This window comes from Bacillus sp. AFS073361, from assembly GCF_002567005.1.
Classification (GTDB): Bacteria; Bacillota; Bacilli; order Bacillales; family Cytobacillaceae; genus Neobacillus.
In genome coordinates this window covers 1-20,062 of sequence record NZ_NUZU01000228.1, presented here as the reverse complement: position 1 = coordinate 20,062, position 20,062 = coordinate 1, and the positions used below count along the sequence as shown (strand labels likewise).

Genomic DNA, 20,062 nt, shown 5'->3' with positions numbered 1-20,062 from the left:
TAGAGTTAGGCAGGAGGGGGATTTTGATGAGTGAATTTGTTGATTTAATGAAACGCACCCGGGAGCATTTGATGAGCGGTGTTTCCTATATGATTCCTTTTGTTGTGGCAGGCGGGATTCTATTGGCTCTCTCCGTATTACTTTCTGGACAGCCTGCTGCACCGGAATCCTATTTCCTCGGCGGAATCTTCAAAATTGGGGCTGCTGGCTTTACCCTGTTGATTCCGATTTTAGCGGGATTTATCGCTTTTTCCATGGCTGACCGTCCAGGAATTGCCCCGGGAGCGATTGGCGGATTAATTGCTAGTCAAGTTGGTGCAGGATTTCTTGGAGGGCTGATTGCTGGTCTGGTTGCCGGTATTGTCGTTTTCTATCTGAAGAAGATCCCTGTTCCACGGACGGTTCGATCTGTCATGCCAATTTTTATCATTCCGATTATTGGGACCTTAATTGTTGGCGGACTTATGTTATTCGTGATCGGTTCACCAATTGCCACTGTTATGACCCTATTCACTGACTGGCTGACTGCGATGAGTGGCGGCAGTAAAATTATTTTAGGGATCATTCTTGGATTAATGATCGCATTTGATATGGGAGGCCCTATTAATAAAGTAGCTTTCACATTTGCTGTAGGTCTTGTGGGTTCAGGTGTTTATAATGTGATGGGAGCAGTCGGTGTGGCAATTATGGTTCCTCCTGTCGGCATGGGTTTGGCAACCCTTTTGGCACCTAAGAAGTATACGTTTGAAGAACGTGAAAACGGCAGGGCTGCCTTATTAATGGGAACGATTGGAATTACGGAAGGTGCGATTCCGTTTGCAGCGATCGACCCGATCCGAGTGATACCTTCCTTAATGACAGGCTCAGCGGTTGGTGCTGTTATAGCGATGCTTCTCGGTGTAGGAAACCATGCTCCATGGGGGGGCTGGATCGTCTTGCCTGTTGTTGACAATATCATTGGCTATGTCATTGCGACCTTGGCAGGTGTGCTGACGACTGCTCTTATGGTTAACGCTTTGAAAAAACAAGTGGTTGAAAAAGTGGAGAAGGAAGAAACTGAAGATGATGATTTCCTAGTAATGGAAATCGAAATGTAAAAGCAGTTCGGCTATCAAAAAATATTCATTACATCATTTGAGGGGGAAAATAATATGAAAATTCTTGGTGTTACAGCATGTCCTTCAGGGGTAGCTCATACGTATATGGCAGCGGAGGCATTATCAAAGGCAGCTAAAAAAAGAGGGCACTCGATTAAAGTGGAGACCCAGGGATCTATTGGTATAGAAAATACGATTCGCGCTGAAGAAGTGGTAGATGCTGATATTATAATCTTGACGAAGGATATGGCGATCAAAAACAAGGAGCGCTTTGCTGGAAAGCCAATAATTAACGTGGGTGTTGGTGATGTGGTTCGTAAAGCAGACATTATTGTTGCCAAGGCTGAAGAAGTCATTGCCCAACGTGTACAAAAATAAAGGAAATGATAGAAAGGGGAAATAAGGTTTTCAATTATCCTTGTTTCCTTTTTTGTTTGAATTTTTTATTAAACAATTAAACTTGAGGAGGAATTTATGATGATTGAAAGGCAATATACAATAACCAATGAACAAGGGCTTCATGCACGGCCGGCCAGCTTGCTGGTACAAATGGCGAGCCAAAGCAAATCTGCAGTGATATTGGTCAAAGACCAGAAGGAATTTAACGCCAAAAGTATTCTTGGACTTATGAGCGTTGGTGCACAAAAAGGGGCACAGGTGATGATTAAAATTGATGGTCCAGATGAAGAAGAGACAGTATCTAAGATTGAAGAGTTATTTAATAGTAACTTTGGAGAATAGAGGGGAGGGAGCGTCATTTGAATGAGAAAATTGTCTTTTTTGATATAGATGGAACACTTTTGACTGAAGAAAAGGTCCTGCCGGAATCTACTAAAAAGGCAGTTCGTATGCTTCAGGAAAAGGGAATTTATACGGCCATTGCTACTGGACGATCGCCACAAATGTTTGAATGGATTCTCGAGGAGCTCCATATCGATTCGTATGTTTCTATCAATGGCCAGTATGTTGTTTTTGAGGGGAAAGAGATCTATTCGAATCCAATGGATCTTTCATTACTGAATGATTTAACTAGTATGGTAGAAAGCAATGGTCATGCGATTGCCTACTGTCACGATCATCATATTACAGTCAACGAAGAAAATCATCCATTAGTATTATCGAGTTATAACTCTTTAAAAATAAATTATCCTCCTGTGAGTCGTGAATTTTATAAACAAACCTCAGTGTTTCAAGGGCATCTTTTCTGTCAACCTCAAGAGGAAGAGACGTATATTCAGCGTTTTCCTGAGTGTAGTTTTATCAGGTGGCATGAGCATGCGATTGATATCCTACCGAAGGGCTGTTCGAAAGCAATCGGCATTGGTAAAATGCTTGATGTAATTGGCATATCAAATGAAAACTGTTATGCATTCGGAGATGGGTTAAATGACCTGGAAATGCTGACTTCCGTCGGAATAGGCATTGCGATGGGGAATGCCGTTCCAGAAGCAAAGGCTGCAGCTGATCTCATTACCACTTCTTGTTATGAGGATGGAATATTTAATGGGTTAAAGGAATTGGGGATTCTCGTTTAGGTTTAAAGAAAAATCGGGATGAATCAAGGAATTGTCTTGTGGCGGTTTCCTAGGTTCATCTCTTTTTTTTGTAGAAAGGAGAGTGCACTATTGCTAAGTTTTTAATAATAACAACATCCAATAGTTTAATAACAAGAAACTGCATTTAATCAAAGACCCTTTAGCGGTATCATAATAATCAGATAAGTAAGAAAACAATAACCAATATCATGAGGAGGAAATTAGAATGAATGTTCAAGAGAAAATTAATTCTTTTAAGGAAGCGCTTTCTGTATTTGGAGTAAATGAGAACACTCTTACTGAACAAGAAAAAAAGGATCTAGATGAAAAAGGCTTTGTGGTCTTTGAAAATTTAATTGATGAGAAATGGTTAAAAGAATTACAAGAAAAGTACAACGATCTAGTTGAAATCGAAGGAGCTGAAGCTGGGACAGAAGTTCATCAAGAGGCAGGTACACGCCGATTATCCAACTTGATGAATAAGGGCGAAGTTTTTGATGGTTGTTACACACATCCGAAAGTTTTAGCTTCTATCTATCATATTATTAAGAGAGATTTTAAAGTATCAGCTATGAATGGACGAGATGCGGTGAAAGGCCATGGTTTACAAGCATTACATGAAGACTGGAATGACTCCTTCTTTGAAGAAGGTGTAATGGAGAAGGATGGAGATTACAGAAATCCAGATGATCCGTTCAATGTAGCCATTTCATTATGGATGCTGGATGATTTCAAAGAAGATAATGGTGCGACAAGAGTGGTGCCAGGCACTCATTTGAAAAAAGCTCCTCAATTCTATCTCAAAGATCGTATGGCAGATCATCCGGAGCAAGTATTGGTAACTGGTAAAGCAGGAACCGTAGCAGTGATGAATAGTCATTTATGGCATGGCGGTACAAACAATCTAACTGGAGAATCCAGAAGGGTATTACATCCATATTACGTTGCCAGAGAATTTAAGCAACAACAAGATCAACGCCAATACATTACAAAAGAAACCTATGATCGGATTTCACCTGCAGCAAGATATCTACTAGATGTCGAAGGCGCATTTTAAAAGAAATAGTAAGATATCAATACAGTAAAAAAAACAAANNTTTGTTTTTTTTACTGTATTTGTTGTCTGCGGCATAGATGAGTTGTATTAGTTTATTGACAAACAGGATTTTTAAATTTTTTGTCGAATATTGGTATTATTATTTCTTTAGAGTAGGGGTATATAATTTTGCACGATTGGGATCAGTAATAAGAAGATCTTGCAGTGAGTAAGGGATGAGAGGAGTGGTATTATGAATCAATTTCTTCAGATGGGAGCAAATACAGTTTTAAATTCCCCGAAAGGTATTGTTACTGTTAGCTACGAAATTTCTAATTCGATAGATATTTCCTTAACAGCTTTCCTTTTAACTGAATCTGGCAAGGTACAAGGAGATAGCGGGATTATTTTTTATAATCAACCAAAGAACAATTCTGGAGTAGCAACCCTATTACCAGCCGAGCTAGTAGGTAATACTAAAGTACAAAAAATTAATTTTGATATGAGTAAAGTCCCTGAAGGTATTTCTAAAATAGCTATAACTCTTACAGAGGATAATAGCATGGGATTTTCAAATGTACGGAATTTGAAGGCCGAGATATGGACCGATCAAACGATTATCCAGTTAACTCCATCTAGTTTCACAACTGAAAATGGAATCGTAGTATTAGAATTATATCTAAGGAACGGTCAGACAAAGGTAAAATCAATTTGGCGCGGATTTAATTCTGGGCTTGAGGGGTTATGTGAAAATTACGGTGTTGAGGTTGAATCTGAAGAGCAAAACAAGCAATCTGATCTTAAAACTATTCAAAGTCAAACCCCAATAGAACCTGATAAGACACTAACTGTTTCTGAAAATAAAAATAGACAAAACGTATTGTCATCGATAAGCCTCGAAAAGGTAACGGGGAAGATAAGTCTCGACAAAGGCCAAAGGCCAGTTATCATTGAAAAAACACCAGAAATTACCGCCACGGTATCTTGGAAAACCGGGACAGATTATGATATCTATGCCTTAGTCTATATAAAGAATGGTAAGCAGATAGATGTAGCTATGTTTGGGGCGAAAGGAACACCCCCCCTTAGGAGTTTTGGCAACGGAGCAGTGGAACATATGGGGGATGTTGGGAGGAGCAGCCATTCGACTAAGACAGAAGTAATTAAATTAAGATTAAATAATGATATACTCGCAGTTGTTCCAGTAGTTTATTCTGCTCAATCAAATGGGACAGGCTCATTCTACAGATACAAGGTGTCCATGAGTATAGATAATCATAATGGAACCTCAGTTACCATAACCGCCAAGAATGCAAATAATAATGATAGAATTTATTCCTGTGTGCCTGGAATACTTCATAATACACCAGATGGAGTGATAATTAGCCCATTGGAGCTATATAGTAAACCGAACTCAGAGCATAGGCCCAAACTTAGGATGGGGTCTGCAAATATGGTCGAAGTAATGATGGATCAAGGACCAATAAATGATTACAAGTAACTTAAATTCCGTGCCTGTCACTCCTCGATATTTGTCGAAGATTGATAGGTTTTTTTATAGGTCTAAAGGAATGTGAAATCAAAGCTGAACCAAAANNTTTTGGTTCAGCTTTGATTTTATTCCCTTTTTACCATGTTTAATGCTCGATGACCCAACTGTGTCTTGTTGAAAAATTATTGACTTTCTGACTATTCAGTTCTATTATGAAGCCTATTCAAACATATTGGAATACTATGCTTTATCTTTTCCAAAAGAGGGCGTGGGGTTTCTTTGATGCCTTGGCAGCAGACAAGTCGTACTACAAATCTTAAATAAGATTAGATGATTGGAAGAAACCCCTCTTCCCTAGAAGACCCTCAACATTGGAGAATGTACAGTATCCTATTCCAGTACATAAAAAAACATCATAAGGGGGAGCTCAATTGGAAAACAAAAGGTTAGTCATTCATTCGAAGCAAGACATTATTGATTTTGTCAGTACCAATCCTATTAGTCAAAAAGGGATGTTAATTGTTTTCGTTGCATTGGGAGGAATTGTTCTCGATGCGTATGATCTGACGAGTATTGGAATTGGGGTTAATCAACTGACGGAGGATTTCAATCTATCTCCTGCCCAGCTGGGTTCGCTTACCTCCGTCATGGCGGTTGGGGCTTTGTTGGGCGCACTATTTGGAGGGATGGTAACAGATAAACTGGGCCGGAATAAGATGTTTTTGGTCGATATTCTTTTACTTGTGGTTGCGGCCTTTGGGGCAGCGCTCGCCCCCAATTTAGAAGTTCTTGTATTTTTCCGTTTTCTTTTAGGCGTCGGCATTGGACTTGATGTCCCTATTGCCTTAAGCTTTATTGCAGAAATAACAAATACGAAGAGACGGGGGCAACTAGTAAATCTTTGGAGTCCGGTCTGGTATATCGCCACTGCTTTTGCGGGATTGCTATTATTGCCGATCTTTTTTTTAGGAATTGATGAGAATCTTTGGCGGTATGCAGTTGGCTTTGGAGGGGTGCTTGCCTTAATTGTACTGTTTCTTCGCTTTAAATTTATGGATGAAAGTCCGATTTGGGCTGCCAAACACCTTCCTTTAAAGGAAGCAGCAAAAATTGTAGAAAGAACTTATAATATTGAAGTAGTTGTTCAAGAGTTGAAAGAAAAGGTAACTAAAAAGGACGATAAAGTAGCGTTATCTACTTTATTTTCAAAGAAATACCGGATGAGAACTCTTTCCGCATCGATTCTAGCCGCTACCGAAAGCATGGAATATTTTGCTGTTATGTTTTATCTTCCTACCATTTCGATGCTGATTTTTGGCAAAGGAACAATCTACGGGATTATCGGAACCGTTGTATTTAACTGTTGTGGAATCCTCGGCGGCCTTTTCCAATCCTATTTGACTGGAAAAGTTGGTATTCGTAAACTAGCGATCATTGGATATTCAATCGTTTGTGTTGCCCTTTTAACTGTAGGTTTATTAGGAAAATCATTACCGGCCATCTTTGTGGCCATCCTTATAGGCAGCTTTATTTTTGGCCATGCCTTTGGACCTGGGGCTCAATGTATGACCATGGCTACATTATCATACCCGACAGAGTTAAGGGGACTTGGTTCCGGATGGGGACAAGCAATGTTAAGGGTTGGCAGTATTATTGGGGCCTTCGTTTTTCCAATGGTATTGGCCCTTGCAGGATTAGAAAAGACACTGCTTGTTGTCTTAATTGCTCCGGTCATTGGCTTAATTGCCGTGTCTCTAATCAAATGGGATCCAACAAATAAGAACTTAGATAGTGATACAGAAACAGAATTTCTTTCAAAAAATCATTCAAAACTTAGTGTATGATCATGAATACAGGTGAATAAAAATAATCCTTAAACCAATCGATGCAGCTTGCCCGCGGAGATTGGTTTTTTTCTTTGCTGAAATATCCCGCTTTCATAAGTTGAATTGAAATACTGATGTCATATCAGAATAATCTGTTTGAAATAATTCCCCCTTATAATATGTATGATTGCAAGTATTGAATATAGGATGTCTTTTAGTAAGGAATATTCAATAGAAGGGGAGTGTTTCAATGGATGTATGCACAAATTGTGGTGAAGAATTAAATCCATCTAGTAAGTTCTGTCCAAACTGCGGTTCGAAGGTTGCAGTAGATCAAAAGAACATGCCCTCAACCTTAGAAACTCGCATTGAAATAAAGAAAAATCGTTCCAAAACGAGATTATTAGTTGGAGTCGGATCGCTTATAGGATTGATGCTTGCTATCAGCGTTACCCTAATCGTAAAAGATTTCTCTAAGCCTGAACTTAAATCGAATGCAGCGGTAACAAAAGCAGTTGATCATGAACAACTAAAAGATAAGGAGGTTGAAAAGAAAGATCAAGTTAGTCATGAAACCGAACAGGAAAGTTCCAATCCTTCCTCTTCGGAATATATTTTGCCTGCTAGTGATAAGAAAGTGATGAGTGAGGCGGACGTTGCTAATCTTACTAAAGGGCAGCTGCGAATCGCGAGAAATGAGATCTACGCTCGTCATGGGTATGTCTTTCAATCCGAGGATTTGCAAACCTATTTTTCGAGTAAGTCATGGTACCAGCAAGAACCTGACTTTGATGGCTCTTTAAATGAAGTAGAAAAAGAAAATGTAAACTTCCTCAAGGAGAGAGAGGAAAGTCTTTAGGTGGAGTACAGTTGGTGAAAATGTTTTATTGCTTCAAAGTGCTTCGCTAGAAAAAGCAACTGAAACCATTAATTTTAAATTCGGGTCCTACTGTACCTTGTTCCAATTGAATAGAAGTCAAAAGAAAGATACACTTACTATATCGTTAATTGGAGCAGGTGCAGGAATGAATAATCGACAAAAGGAATTACTAAGAATATTGCTGACGAATGAAGAAGGGGCCTTGAATATAAGGGATTTGTCGGAGGAGCTTGATTGTGCGGAGAAAACAGTACGGAATGATTTAGACCGGATCGAGGAGTTTTTTCTTGATTATTCCGGCGCGAAACTGATCCGCAGGCCCGGTTTTGGAGTAATGATTGGAATTGGCGAGGGAGAACGGTCTGCTATTTTGCGAAGTCTACTTTCTAGTGAACCGAAATCAAATGAAGAGCGGCTGATTGAAATCACCTATCAGCTCTTAACTAGTCATAAGGCGATAACCTTACAGTATTTTTCCGATTCTTACTACGTGCCCAAAGCGGCTATTAAAAAGGATATGGAAGAAATTACGAACTGGCTTCACGTATTTCATCTTGAACTGATCACTAAACCACGGCTTGGAAGTGTGATTGAAGGAACAGAGCTGCAAAAACGGAGCGCGTTGGCTCACTTATCCGAGCTAATTCCCTCTCTTTCAAACGGGAAAAATTTTGTGTTGGATCTATTTTTGCCTTATGAAATTACCACCGTGAGGAAAGCGCTGGAGGATTTGCGGGACAAGTTTTCGATCACTTTTACAGAGGAGGCGTTAGAGAGCCTGCTGGTTCATGCTTTGATCATGACCAAACGGACCCGGCAAAGGTCTTCCGTATTTGTCCAAGAGTCTGAAAAGAAATCGGCACTTGGTCGAAAGGAATATCAGTATGCCATTTGGTTTTTTAATCAGCTGGAGTCCGTATTTCGGCTCACGTTTCCTGAAGAAGAGCGGATCTATTTTACCTGGCACCTGATTAGCAGCAAGCGAGTAGATGAGGGATCCGAACAGGTTATGGAATACGATGAAGAGGTTGCAGAGGTACTCCCTGTGTTTATTGAAAAAATGGGGAAACTGACCCTATTTGATTTTGAGGCCGATTCGGTTTTACAAAATGGCCTTGCTGTCCATATGCTCTCCGTCATCAATCGAATGAAGTACGGTTTTCCAATCTTTAATCCGCTGTTATCTAATATTAAGAAAATGTATCCTTATATGTTTAATATGGTTATTTTGACGCTCGAAGAAATTAAAAGTACTTTCCATTTAGAAATCCCTGAAGATGAGGCCGCCTATATCGTTCTTCATTTTCAAGCCTCGATTGAACGGATGGAGGGGAAGAGAGACCTAAAGAAGAAGGCACTTATCGTCTGTCATATGGGAATTGGCATGTCTCATTTGCTAGAGGCAAAAATTGAACAGCAATATATGGACATTGATATAGTAGCCTGTATCGGCAAAGCAGAAGTAACAGATTATATAAGGCAGCATCCAGTTGATTTTATTATTTCTACTGTTCCTCTTGAAATCAATATGGAGTACCTCGTTATTTCACCGCTGTTTGGACAAGAGGATAAGAAAAAATTAAGTCAATTTGTTAAGAAGGTAAAGCAGAATAAGCCTGACCTTCTCGAACAAAATGCTTTTTCTCAATTATTGACGGAAGACCTTGTGTTTTTTCAATTAGATAAGGGACACCGTTATGAAGTGGTCGAAATGCTTGCCACTACTCTCGTAAACAAAGGCTATGTTAGGAAAGAGTTTATCCATAGTGCTGTGAATCGGGAAAGGAAATCTGCCACTGCGATTGGCGGAGGAGTGGCCATTCCGCATGGAAATCCGTCGGTGGTTCAAAGATCTGCCATAGCCGCAGCAATCATGAAAGAGCCAATTGAGTGGGGCGATGAACGGGTTTCACTAGTATTCCTGCTGGCGATTTCAAAAGAAAATCATCGAGACGTTCGCGCGGTCATCGGAAAAATAGCTTCCCTTAGTGAGTCACCATTGGTTGTTCATGAGTTAACAGTCGCAGAGAATTATCAGGATTTTCTACGGATCATAAATAAGTAGGGCAGAGAAGAGTAGATCCAGAGATCCACTCTTTTTTTTCGGTGCTTTTTATTTTAATAAAATGATTTTTACCGCAACTTCTGGTAAAAATAAATAAAATTTACTAGACAAAGAGGACTTATTATATAAGTAAGCGATTACTTATATTTTTTCATTAGGAGGAAAGCATGATGGGGAAAATTCTAGCTGTAACAGCTTGTCCCGTTGGTATTGCTCATACGTATATGGCTGCTGAAAACTTACAAAAAGCGGGCAAAGCGTTAGGCATAGATGTTAAAGTGGAAACACAAGGGTCCATTGGGGTTGAAAATGCGTTAACGGAACAGGAAATTGCGGAAGCCGATGGAATTATTATTGCTGCTGACAAAGAGGTCCCAAAGGACCGCTTTGCTGGAAAAAAAGTCATTGTTACCGGTGTTAAAGATGGAATTCAGAACCCGGAAAAACTCATTAAGCAGATTCAGAACGGAGATGTTCCTGTTTATAAACCAGAATTAGCATCTGCTAGTGGATCATCGAATAGTAAAGGTAAAAAGAATCCCATTTATAAGCATTTGATGAATGGTGTATCGTACATGGTTCCATTTATTGTTGTTGGGGGATTATTAATTGCGATTGCCTTGACTCTTGGCGGGCAACAAACACCTGGAGGAATTGTCATTCCAGACGATTCTATTTGGAAACAAGTTGAAAAACTTGGCGGAACAGCATTCATGTTCATGGTGCCAATCTTGGCTGGTTTTATTGCAGTAAGTATAGCTGACCGCCCGGGATTAGTGCCGGGGATGATCGGCGGATATATTGCAGCTAATGGCAGTTTTTATGGAAGTGAAGCAGGTGCCGGATTTATCGGAGGAATTATTGCCGGTTTCTTGGCAGGTTATATAGCCCTTGGAATTAAGAAATTGAAGGTGCCAAAAGCAGTTCAACCTGTTATGCCGATTATTTTTATCCCAATTCTTTCATCTGTTATTGTAGGTTTATTATTCATTTTCGTTATCGGTGCTCCGGTTGCACAAATCTTTGAATCATTAACAAGCTGGTTGGCTAGTATGCAAGGCGGAAGTTCGATTGTATTAGCGATGATTCTTGGAGCGATGATTGCCGTTGATATGGGTGGACCATTCAACAAGGTAGCGTTCTTATTCGGTTCAGCTATGATAGCAGAAGGAAACTATGAAATTATGGGGCCGATTGCCGTAGCAATCTGTATTCCTCCAATTGGACTTGGACTAGCTACATTCTTGAACAAACGCAAATTTGGTCCAACGGAAAGAGATGCAGGAAAAGCGTCCTTCACAATGGGTTTATTCGGTATTACGGAAGGTGCGATACCATTCGCAGCACAAGATCCGCTGCGTGTTATTCCAAGTATCGTTGTCGGTTCTATGGCTGGATCGGTCATTGCCATGCTTTCAGGTGTGGGTAACAAAGTGGCCCACGGCGGCCCGATTGTTGCCGTGTTAGGTGCTGTCGACCATGTCGTTATGTTCTTTATTGCCGTTATTGTTGGGGTAGTTATAACAGCGATCATGGTTACGGCATTGAAGAAAGATGTGGAGGCAGCGGCGGCCGTTGTTGGTGATGGCGGCGCTCGAACTGATGCGCCTCTAGTAGGAAATAGTGTAATGGCAGAATCCGAAAAGGCTGAAATCGAGAAATTGACCGATATTACCAATTTGGACTTAATCGAAGTGGATTTAGACGGAACGACTCGTGACGGTGTTATCGATGAATTGATTACAAAATTTGATGCTACTGGTGTTTTAAGCTCGAAGGCAGAATTTAAACAAGCAATCCTGAACCGTGAAGGTGAATCTTCTACTGGTTTGGGTATGAATATTGCCATTCCGCATGGAAAATCAAGTGCGGTTAAACGGCCAGCTGTTGCCTTTGGAATTAAACGTGAAGGTGTAGACTGGAAGAGTTTAGACGGTACAGACGCAAAACTAATCTTTATGATTGCCGTACCGGAAAAAGCAGCAGGAGATGCGCATCTGAAGATCTTACAAATGCTATCACGCAAACTAATGGATGACAGCTTTAGAGAGCGACTGTTACAGGTCACTTCTAAAGAAGGAGCGTTCAAATTGCTTGAGACAATCCATTAACATAGAAAGAAACCAAAAAGAAGAGAGCAGCCATTGCTCTCTTTTCCATATAAAAGTACATGAATAGACCATGGAGATCGATGACACGATCATCACTATTTACTTTTAAGTGTGATCAAGGGTGATGGAATGCTAGTCCACAATGGTGAGAAGTATCCGTTGACAAAAGGAACACATTGCATTATTCCAGTCGGTTTGGGAGAATTTGAATTAAATGGTGAACTTGAACTAATCGTATCACATGCTTAGAACAAGGGAGACCAGAGGATAACCAAAAGTAAACCAGGGGGAAATGTCGTGCTACTTGAATTGATTGCTGTCACGGCTGAGGATGCCGTATTAATTGAAAAATCGGGAGCAGACCGAATTGAGCTTGTTTCGGGTTTAACAGAAGGTGGATTAACGCCGAGTTATGGGTTGATTGAAAAAGCAGTTTCGAGTGTTCATATTCCGGTCAATGTTATGGTTAGACCGCATAGTCAGTCGTTTTGCTATTCGAGAGACGACCTCGCGATCATGAAAAATGATATTCGCATCATTCGCTCGCTTGGGGCAAACGGGGTCGTATTGGGAATGCTGGATGAAGAAGGAAATATCGCATACGATCAGCTGGAAGAACTTTTAATGGAAACAGGTGATATGGAGGTAACCTTCCATCGCGCCATCGATAGTTCTAGGAATCCACTCGATGCAGCCGAAACATTGGATCAATATAAGGAAATCAAGACGATTTTAACATCGGGCGGATATGGAGACTGGCCCACCCGGCTTTAGCTGCTCTTGCAGATGAAGGATCGGTGTAAGAAGACGGATATCCTCATCGGAAGCGGGCTGACAAAGGAAAATATCCTAGAAGTTCATGAAAAAGTGGGTACCGGTTTCTATCATTTCGGATCAGCTGTTCGCAAAGAAAATAGTGTGCTTCAACGTGTTTCGTTAGAAAAAGCCACTGAAATTGTTCATCTTTTGAAGAAAAAGGGATGAGTCCCTCATAATTGGGAGGAATACTTATGAACAAGAAAATATCGTTAATACGTTCTAGTAATCTTGCACAGGTGGATTATGCTTATGCAAGTCGAGTACCTGCTGGGATGGAGTTGCTATTTTTAGCAGGGGCATGCCCTCTCAATAAAGAGGGGATCGTACCAGATATAAATGATTATGTAGCCCAGGCGAAACTTTGTGTTGAGAATTTGAAGGTGGCTTTAAAGGAAAGCGAGGCTACATTGGAAGATGTAGTCTATACGAGAGTCCTAGTTGCATCAAACCAGCAAGCTGATTTGGGTGCCGTTTGGGAAGCAATTCGTCTTGAGTTTGGCGACCACGATGTCCCAAGCACTTTAACCGGAGTTACAGTGTTAGGTTATAGAAACCAATTAGTGGAGCTGGAGGCAGTAGCAGCCGTCAATCCAATAAAGGAGTAATATCATATTTCACAAAAAAGGCATTGGTAAATTCCGATGCTTTTTATTTTTGTCAGAAATCAAAGGGATATTTAACTAACAATAATAATATAATAAAAGACAATATTAGTTTATTGTAATACGATAAATCGTGTGCTAAAATCATGTTGTCATGAAATAAGTGAGGTGTTTCAGATGAATGTTAGCCGAGGTTCGACCACTTTTTTAAAGGTCATTATTTTTCTGGCTGGAATTACAGTGCTTGCATTGTGTATCTATTGGCTGCCTGTGATCGCCGTTAGAGATGCAAGGGTACATCCAGATACGGCTTCCTTCCTAATTCCCTTTTTAATATGTGCCTACGGATTCTGTATTACGTTTGCGATTGTGTTGTATCAAGTATTTAAACTATTAACCTATATCGAAAGGAACAATGCTTTCTCTGAGTTATCCCTTAAATCTTTGATGGTTATAAAGAAATGTACTTTTGCAGTCATTTTCTTCCTTGTGTTAGGGATCGTAAGCTTGATGGTGCTTGCTAAAGTTACAGGTGACGATGCAGCAGGTCCTATATCACTAAGCCTAATGGGTATTTTAGTGACAAGTACCGTTGCAGCTTTTGTCAGTGTTCTTGAAAAACCAATTAAAGATTTTCTGAAAAAGTGAAATAAATTGTGAGGTGTGTACTTTGAGAAAAGTCACAACATTATTTTTAAAAATAGCTGTTTTTATTATCGGACTACTAGTTCTTGCTTTATGTATATTTTTAGTGCCCCATCTAGCGGATTTCGCTGCAAAATTGTATCCAAATATTGCTCCGATGAAATATCTCGTTTTCATCTTGATGTACGGAGCCGCCCTGCCTTTTTACTTTGCTCTCTATCAGGCGTTCAATCTTTTGCGGAACATTGAGAGGAACACAGCGTTCTCGGAATTATCTGTAAAGGCGTTAAAGAACATAAAGGGGTGTGCATTTACAATCAGTGGTTTGTATGTAGTAGGTTTGCCGCTCTTTCGTTTGATAGCGAGGAAAGTGGACCCTCCGATTGGATTTATCGCACTCATCATCATTTTTGCTTCGTTGGTTATTGCCGTCTTTGCTGCTATCCTCCAACGGCTTTTACAAGAAGCGATTAACATAAAATCAGAAAATGATTTAACGGTTTGAGGTGGAGAAGATGGCCATTATTATTAATATTGATGTGATGTTAGCAAAACGAAAAATGAGCGTAACAGAGCTTTCGGAGAGAGTTGGAATTACTATGGCGAATCTTTCCATTCTGAAAAATGGGAAAGCAAAAGCGGTTCGTTTTTCAACATTAGAAGCGATATGTAAGTCTTTAGATTGCCAGCCAGGTGATATTCTGGAGTATAAAAGCGAGGAAGACACTTAATAAAAACAGACAACAAATTTAGTTAACGGGAGCGGTGTTGGGATTCAAACCATAACAACGATTCGGTTTATAATAAAGGTAAAGATTAAAGAACATCTTGATATCAGTATTAAAAGGGGATGACAAAAGAAAGATGGTAAAGGAAAGTAAGTGGCAAACCAAAGACCAATTATTGGACTCACTCTGTGAGCTGGTGGAGATTCCAAGTGTGACACATAGTATTGGCGAAATCGAAGTGGCAGAATTTGTTGAAAAAAAGCTTCGTGAGCTTCCTTACTTTCAAACGAATAAAGAGTTTTTAACTCTTCATACAACCGAAGACGATCGTAAATTTGTTACGGCTCTTGTTAAAAAAGGAATTGCTGAAAAAAGAACGGTGATTCTTGTTAGTCATTTTGATGTGGTGGGAGTAGAGGATTATGGGGATTGGCAGGAATATGCTTTTCAGCCGAAAAAATTAACAGAGTTATTTTATGGGAATAAGAATCATATGCCTAAAGAGGTTCAAAAGGACTTAGAAAATGGAAATTGGTTATTCGGCAGGGGAACGATGGATATGAAGTGTGGGTTAACTCTGCATATGTCCCTTATCGAAGAGGCCTGTTCCGGATCCTTTGATGGGAATTTGCTGCTCTTAACGGTTTGTGATGAAGAAGTGAATTCTGTAGGAATGCGTAATGCGGCACCGGTTCTTATGGAAATGGCGAAGCAGCATCATCTTGAATACAACGCGTGTTTGAACTCGGAGCCTATGTTTGCTCGCTATCCAGGAGATGAGAATCAATACATTTATTCCGGTTCCATTGGTAAGATCCTGCCTGGGTTTCTCTGCTACGGGAAGGAAACACATGTGGGTGAGCCTTTTTCAGGATTAAATGCGAATTTTATGGCCTCACTGCTAACGAATGAGTTAGAGTTGAACACAGAATTTTGTGAAGTGGTTGAAGGTGAGGTCACTCCCCCGCCAACCAATCTAATCCAGAAAGACTTAAAAAAAGAATACAATGTGCAAATCCCTCATCGAGCGATTACCATGTTCAATCTATTTATTATGGAACGTTCGATGAATGAAGTAGTGGAACACCTAACGAAAAGTGCTGAAAAAGTCGCCCGCAGGATCGAACAGGGGTACGAAAAAAGAGCAGCCCATTTTTCGTCATTAGAAAATTCTACACCAAAGGAAATGTCCGTAAAGGTTTATCAATTTGATGAATTATTACATTATGCGATCGAAACCTATGGAAAAGAAAAAGTAGATGCTATTCAAACAAATGTCATGAGAAGTAGAGGGTCGAAGGATGATCGCGACCTGACCATTCACCTGGTTGATGAGCTTTCGATCCTTTGTAAAGAGTTATCACCCATGATTGTCCTTTTCTTTGCTCCGCCCTATTATCCGTCGGTAAACTCTCGAAACCACCCGCGTATCAGTCGTGTCGTGGATCATATCATTGGGTATGCCAAAAATACGTATGATATCGAGCTGAAAAACCAAAATTATTTTGCGGGGTTATCGGATTTAAGTTATGTCAGTCTAGAGAAAACTGCGTCAAGTCTAAAAGACCTCACCGCTAACATGCCATTGTGGGGGAAGGGATATCATATTCCTTTAGATGTATTAGAGAATCTCAATATACCTGTCCTTAACCTAGGTCCGGTTGGAAGAGATGCACACAAATGGACCGAACGACTAGATGTCGACCATGCTTTCGGAGCGTTAAGAGATATGCTTTCGATTACAGTGAATCTATTATTAGATGGGGAAAAGGATTAAAATCTAGCAGATCTGCATCAGGGAAAAGGAAATGGAGATGCTCAGAGTTTTGATACTCTGAGCAATTTTTTTATAATATCTTCTTATTTGAGCAATCAGCAAAAGTATAATAAGCGGAGATTTTCCGGTTAAATGCTGAATGGAGCTCGTTTTGAGGCAAATAAGCGGAAATTTTCCGGTTAAGCAAAGCAAAGTCTCCCATTTTCATGATTTTCGAATAAATAGGCGGAATTTCTCCGTCTATTTATTCCTTTTTTACAAGATTTTCCGAAATAGGCGGAATTTTTCCGTCTATTTATCAGCTCCGCGATTAACCTGATCCCCGATTGAGTCCATATAATTGTGTAAAAAGAAATTCGTTCCACTATATTAACTTACGCTGCTTTCCTCGCAACGATATCGTGCTTCCTCGTTTCCGGAAAGGTCGCCACCAGGAAGATATACAAACTAGACACGGCGATAAAGAAGATCATCGCGGCCGTGTATCCGGAAGCGCCTAAGATAAAGCTCCACACGATCGTCGCAATGGTTTGGCCCGCATAGGCGATGGCCCAGAATAAGCCGAACATAATTGTCAATCTTTGTGGCGTCATCCCTTTTAATTCATGGGGCAGATTCAAAAAGATTGGGTACTGGATATACATCGCAAATCCAGAAATCGAAATGAGTGTGTAGGAAAGTAACGGAACTTTATTTGCAAAAATGAGCGCCAGGGCAAAGGCTCCCGCCATGACGATCCCTGAAAATAGGAGAATCGGTTTCCGCGGTACCCCTTTATTCCCGATTCGAATCCCTGCAAAGGTACCAAGTATACCGAAACCTGAGATTAATAGGTTCGTAACCGAGCCGTTTAACAAGGTATATTGATCAAATATGGCTTTAAAGCTTACTAGCGATAATACATACAGCGTTAAAAAGGAAGCGAACGCTAGACCGTAGCGCCAAAGGAATCCGTCCTTAAGAGCGTCTCTGTACCCATATTTTTCAGATTTTCCACCGCTATCTTTTGTTTCAAAGGTCTCAGCCTTCCAAAGCCAGCCGATGAAAAACAAAATCGTTAACGAAGCAAATAACGTTAAGGTTAAACGCCAGTTGGCCACCATTTGCTTAGCAAAAACCGTAAATAAGACGGCAACAATAAAGGCCCCCGCATTATAAGCAACGGTATTGGCCGCATTAATGCGCAGTTTTACATTTGAATTTTTGACATAGTGGGCGACGATGGGGTTCATGTAGACAATCACCATCGAGCCACCTACGGCCATGACCATCCGGGCTGCGGTATAGGCCCAGTAATTAGGCAGGTAAATCGCAACAAGTCCCATCATTAACAGGCCAATTGCTGTGCCTGCTGCTTTTTTTGGCCCTAATTTCATGAGCACTAGCGCTGCTAAGATGTTCGCAAATACACGTGCGGTCGTAATCGAATAATTCACTAATTGAGATATAATAGGATCCACCGGCCCACCGAAAAACGTTTCGGTTATTTGAGGGGTCAATGAAGAGCCCGCCACCCAGTTCATGGCAAAGGTTACATAAGCCAGCCACAATACCGCCATCATAAAATAACCTTTTTTTGTATGATTGATCGTTTCCATATCTTCATCTGCTTTCAATAGTGATATCATCTTTTCATTGAAAAAATGGAGTGCTTGCAGCAATGCCTAGATTACGGGTTTCATCGTTTCCTTTAATACGTTAACGGAGTGGCTAAATTGTTCTTTTTCTTTTTCATTTAACTCAATTTCAAGGACTTCACGGATTCCGCCGCGGTTAATGACTGCAGGCACCCCGATAAACACATCATTTTGTCCATATTGTCCATCTAGATAAGAGGAAACCGTCAGGATACAGTTTTCATTATTTAAAATGGCCTTCGTAATTCGAACGAGAGACATTCCGATTCCATAGTACGTTGCACCTTTTCGCTCAATAATGTGATAAGCAGCATCACGGACATTCACGAAAATTTCTTCTAAAGATTCTTTGTTTAGTTTTTCAGCTGGAAGCTCTTCCAGTCGTTCGACACCCACTGCGGCACGGCTCCAAACGGGAAGTTCTGTATCTCCATGTTCACCAATGATATAAGCATGAACATTTCTAGTATCCATGTTGAAATGCTGACCAAGCGCAAAGCGGAGACGCGCAGAATCTAGGACGGTACCAGAACCAATCACACGTTCTTTCGGCAGCCCGGACTCTTTCCAAGTCACGTAGGTTAAAATGTCGACAGGGTTTGTTGCGACCAAGAAGATACCGTCAAATCCACTTGCCATAATGTTTTTTACAATTTGTTTAAAAATTTTCGTGTTCTTTTCCACTAACTCCAAGCGTGTTTCACCAGGCTTTTGTGCTAAGCCTGCGGTAATTACAACTAAGTCGGCCTGTGCACAATCTTGATAAGAACCGCTCCAAACATGGATAGGTGATGGTGCAAATGGGATTCCGTGGTTAAGATCCATCGCTTCGCCTTCTGATTTAGACTCGTTCACATCAATGAGAACTAATTCTTCCGCAACTCCTTGATTAATCATAGAATAGGCATAACTACAACCGACTGCACCAGTTCCAACTAAGACAACCCGGTTTACTTTTTTATTTCTGTTTTCCATAATGATCAATCTCCTTTATTAGTGGGTTTTAACTTGCACTATCTATTAGTGGTTTTTGGTAATTAATAACTTGATGAGGTTAGTATAACACTAGATTGTGAATAATTTCACAATAAATGTGACAGTAATATGAATCTTCAATTGAAAGCCTTTACAAACAAAAGATTATATGAATGAATACGCTATCATCCTCTGGGAGATGGGATGGGCTGGTTCTGGTGTTTTCATTAATCCCAGTAAAAAACATGAGAAACCGCTCGGTGAATTTTCTAGAAAAAGGATCCGGGCAGGGTGTTCGTCCAACCCATTTTTCTTGCTCTTAATAAACTATATATAAATAAATCATTTTTGTAGGAGGAAAATGGATTATGGATTGTAAGGAAAAATACGAATGCCGCCCATCCGTCATTTGGTGGGGGTTTAAGGGAAAAGAAAAGGATACTCAACATGATAAGCAAAAAGATGATTATCATGAACGCAAAAGATGCAGAAGTTTTTGCTGCGTATTTAAATGTACATGTTCGTAATTTTAATAGGGAGTGTTTCTATCTAATTAGAAACCTCTCTTTTTTGTGACCATGGGAACGATTCTGGTTGACATTATTTTGCTAAAAGAAACATAAGAACCGTCTCAGGAGAAGGAAGGAGAAAAAAGAAAAACTTTTTGTTGCACAAGTAAACCGACAGTGTTATGATATGAAAGTTGCTTGTAACGGAAGTTAATTCGTTAAAAGTGATTTCAAAAAAAGATAAATTATTATATTGACATAATGATAGAGAGTTGATATAATAACAAATGTCGCTTCTGACAAACAAGATTGTTCTTTGAAAACTAAA

Annotated in this window: 19 protein-coding genes and 1 pseudogene; 18 read left to right on the top strand and 2 right to left on the bottom strand. The window is 40.1% G+C overall.

The annotated features are described in order from the left end of the window. Positions 1-26 precede the first annotated feature (26 nt). The 18 genes and pseudogenes from COJ96_RS27670 to COJ96_RS27590 all read left to right on the top strand — a co-directional run bounded on the left by COJ96_RS27670 (position 27) and on the right by COJ96_RS27590 (position 16,613). Positions 27-1,097 carry a PTS fructose transporter subunit EIIC gene (locus COJ96_RS27670; RefSeq protein WP_098576842.1) on the top strand — a complete coding sequence of 357 codons (1,071 nt, stop codon included), beginning with the start codon at positions 27-29 and terminating at the stop codon, positions 1,095-1,097. Positions 1,098-1,151: 54 nt separating this feature from the next. Next, positions 1,152-1,475 (top strand): PTS fructose-like transporter subunit IIB, encoded by a 324-nt coding sequence (locus tag COJ96_RS27665; RefSeq protein WP_098576841.1) that lies wholly within the window; start codon positions 1,152-1,154, stop codon positions 1,473-1,475. Positions 1,476-1,571: 96 nt separating this feature from the next. Next, positions 1,572-1,838, top strand: a complete 267-nt coding sequence (locus tag COJ96_RS27660; RefSeq protein WP_257148659.1) for an HPr family phosphocarrier protein — start codon at positions 1,572-1,574, stop codon at positions 1,836-1,838. Between the two features lie 17 nt (positions 1,839-1,855). Then, complete coding sequence (locus COJ96_RS27655) at positions 1,856-2,632, top strand: Cof-type HAD-IIB family hydrolase (RefSeq protein ID WP_098576839.1); 777 nt, start codon at positions 1,856-1,858, stop codon at positions 2,630-2,632. Between the two features lie 226 nt (positions 2,633-2,858). Further along, the gene (locus COJ96_RS27650) at positions 2,859-3,689 is read left to right on the top strand and encodes a phytanoyl-CoA dioxygenase family protein (RefSeq protein ID WP_098576838.1); all 831 of its coding nucleotides are present in this window, start codon (positions 2,859-2,861) and stop codon (positions 3,687-3,689) included. Between the two features lie 232 nt (positions 3,690-3,921). Further along, on the top strand, positions 3,922-5,169 hold the full coding sequence (locus tag COJ96_RS27645; RefSeq protein ID WP_098576837.1) for a TerD family protein: 1,248 nt from the start codon (positions 3,922-3,924) through the stop codon (positions 5,167-5,169). A gap of 422 nt (positions 5,170-5,591) precedes the next feature. Further along, positions 5,592-7,004: an MFS transporter gene (locus COJ96_RS27640; RefSeq protein WP_257148658.1), complete on the top strand. Its 1,413-nt coding sequence runs from the start codon at positions 5,592-5,594 to the stop codon at positions 7,002-7,004. Between the two features lie 232 nt (positions 7,005-7,236). After that, positions 7,237-7,845, top strand: coding sequence for a YARHG domain-containing protein (locus tag COJ96_RS27635; protein WP_098576836.1), 609 nt, complete (start codon positions 7,237-7,239; stop codon positions 7,843-7,845). 166 nt (positions 7,846-8,011) lie between these two features. Next, on the top strand, positions 8,012-9,931 hold the full coding sequence (locus tag COJ96_RS27630; RefSeq protein WP_098576896.1) for a BglG family transcription antiterminator: 1,920 nt from the start codon (positions 8,012-8,014) through the stop codon (positions 9,929-9,931). Positions 9,932-10,101: 170 nt separating this feature from the next. Next, the gene (locus COJ96_RS27625; RefSeq protein WP_098576835.1) at positions 10,102-12,042 is read left to right on the top strand and encodes a PTS fructose transporter subunit IIABC; all 1,941 of its coding nucleotides are present in this window, start codon (positions 10,102-10,104) and stop codon (positions 12,040-12,042) included. A 99-nt stretch (positions 12,043-12,141) separates the two neighbouring features. Next, a pseudogene (locus tag COJ96_RS30100) lies at positions 12,142-12,291 on the top strand (mannose-6-phosphate isomerase); the annotation flags it as partial. 48 nt (positions 12,292-12,339) lie between these two features. Continuing rightward, entirely contained in the window at positions 12,340-12,816 is a 477-nt protein-coding gene (locus COJ96_RS27615; RefSeq protein WP_257148657.1) for a copper homeostasis protein CutC, read from the top strand. Positions 12,817-12,828: 12 nt separating this feature from the next. Next, positions 12,829-13,026, top strand: a complete 198-nt coding sequence (locus COJ96_RS29470) for a copper homeostasis protein CutC (protein ID WP_257148656.1) — start codon at positions 12,829-12,831, stop codon at positions 13,024-13,026. A gap of 26 nt (positions 13,027-13,052) precedes the next feature. Beyond that, positions 13,053-13,466 carry a RidA family protein gene (locus tag COJ96_RS27610; protein ID WP_098576834.1) on the top strand — a complete coding sequence of 138 codons (414 nt, stop codon included), beginning with the start codon at positions 13,053-13,055 and terminating at the stop codon, positions 13,464-13,466. A 174-nt stretch (positions 13,467-13,640) separates the two neighbouring features. Beyond that, positions 13,641-14,111 (top strand): DUF2975 domain-containing protein, encoded by a 471-nt coding sequence (locus tag COJ96_RS27605; RefSeq protein ID WP_098576833.1) that lies wholly within the window; start codon positions 13,641-13,643, stop codon positions 14,109-14,111. Positions 14,112-14,133: 22 nt separating this feature from the next. After that, entirely contained in the window at positions 14,134-14,613 is a 480-nt protein-coding gene (locus tag COJ96_RS27600; protein ID WP_098576832.1) for a DUF2975 domain-containing protein, read from the top strand. 10 nt (positions 14,614-14,623) lie between these two features. Continuing rightward, positions 14,624-14,839 (top strand): helix-turn-helix domain-containing protein, encoded by a 216-nt coding sequence (locus COJ96_RS27595; RefSeq protein WP_098576831.1) that lies wholly within the window; start codon positions 14,624-14,626, stop codon positions 14,837-14,839. Positions 14,840-14,972: 133 nt separating this feature from the next. Next, entirely contained in the window at positions 14,973-16,613 is a 1,641-nt protein-coding gene (locus COJ96_RS27590; protein ID WP_098576830.1) for a M20/M25/M40 family metallo-hydrolase, read from the top strand. 374 nt (positions 16,614-16,987) lie between these two features. On the opposite strand, the gene COJ96_RS27585 is transcribed toward COJ96_RS27590, so the two are convergent. Both COJ96_RS27585 and COJ96_RS27580 read right to left on the bottom strand, forming a co-directional pair. Further along, positions 16,988-18,229: an MFS transporter gene (locus COJ96_RS27585; RefSeq protein WP_180230282.1), complete on the bottom strand. Its 1,242-nt coding sequence runs from the start codon at positions 18,227-18,229 to the stop codon at positions 16,988-16,990. A 48-nt stretch (positions 18,230-18,277) separates the two neighbouring features. Continuing rightward, complete coding sequence (locus tag COJ96_RS27580) at positions 18,278-19,225, bottom strand: L-lactate dehydrogenase (protein WP_098576828.1); 948 nt, start codon at positions 19,223-19,225, stop codon at positions 18,278-18,280. Positions 19,226-20,062 lie beyond the last annotated feature (837 nt).

What these genes read in the sequence shown, in the direction of transcription:
- COJ96_RS27605 (WP_098576833.1), top strand. Translation starts at nt 13,641, where the DNA reads ATGAATGTTAGCCGAGGTTCGACCACTTTTTTAAAGGTCATTATTTTT.
- COJ96_RS27670 (WP_098576842.1), top strand. Translation starts at nt 27, where the DNA reads ATGAGTGAATTTGTTGATTTAATGAAACGCACCCGGGAGCATTTGATG.
- COJ96_RS27610 (WP_098576834.1), top strand. Translation starts at nt 13,053, where the DNA reads ATGAACAAGAAAATATCGTTAATACGTTCTAGTAATCTTGCACAGGTG.
- COJ96_RS29470 (WP_257148656.1), top strand. Translation starts at nt 12,829, where the DNA reads ATGAAGGATCGGTGTAAGAAGACGGATATCCTCATCGGAAGCGGGCTG.
- COJ96_RS27580 (WP_098576828.1), bottom strand. Translation starts at nt 19,225, where the DNA reads ATGGAAAACAGAAATAAAAAAGTAAACCGGGTTGTCTTAGTTGGAACT.
- COJ96_RS27660 (WP_257148659.1), top strand. Translation starts at nt 1,572, where the DNA reads ATGATGATTGAAAGGCAATATACAATAACCAATGAACAAGGGCTTCAT.
- COJ96_RS27630 (WP_098576896.1), top strand. Translation starts at nt 8,012, where the DNA reads ATGAATAATCGACAAAAGGAATTACTAAGAATATTGCTGACGAATGAA.
- COJ96_RS27590 (WP_098576830.1), top strand. Translation starts at nt 14,973, where the DNA reads ATGGTAAAGGAAAGTAAGTGGCAAACCAAAGACCAATTATTGGACTCA.
- COJ96_RS27645 (WP_098576837.1), top strand. Translation starts at nt 3,922, where the DNA reads ATGAATCAATTTCTTCAGATGGGAGCAAATACAGTTTTAAATTCCCCG.
- COJ96_RS27595 (WP_098576831.1), top strand. Translation starts at nt 14,624, where the DNA reads ATGGCCATTATTATTAATATTGATGTGATGTTAGCAAAACGAAAAATG.
- COJ96_RS27665 (WP_098576841.1), top strand. Translation starts at nt 1,152, where the DNA reads ATGAAAATTCTTGGTGTTACAGCATGTCCTTCAGGGGTAGCTCATACG.
- COJ96_RS27625 (WP_098576835.1), top strand. Translation starts at nt 10,102, where the DNA reads ATGGGGAAAATTCTAGCTGTAACAGCTTGTCCCGTTGGTATTGCTCAT.
- COJ96_RS27635 (WP_098576836.1), top strand. Translation starts at nt 7,237, where the DNA reads ATGGATGTATGCACAAATTGTGGTGAAGAATTAAATCCATCTAGTAAG.
- COJ96_RS27650 (WP_098576838.1), top strand. Translation starts at nt 2,859, where the DNA reads ATGAATGTTCAAGAGAAAATTAATTCTTTTAAGGAAGCGCTTTCTGTA.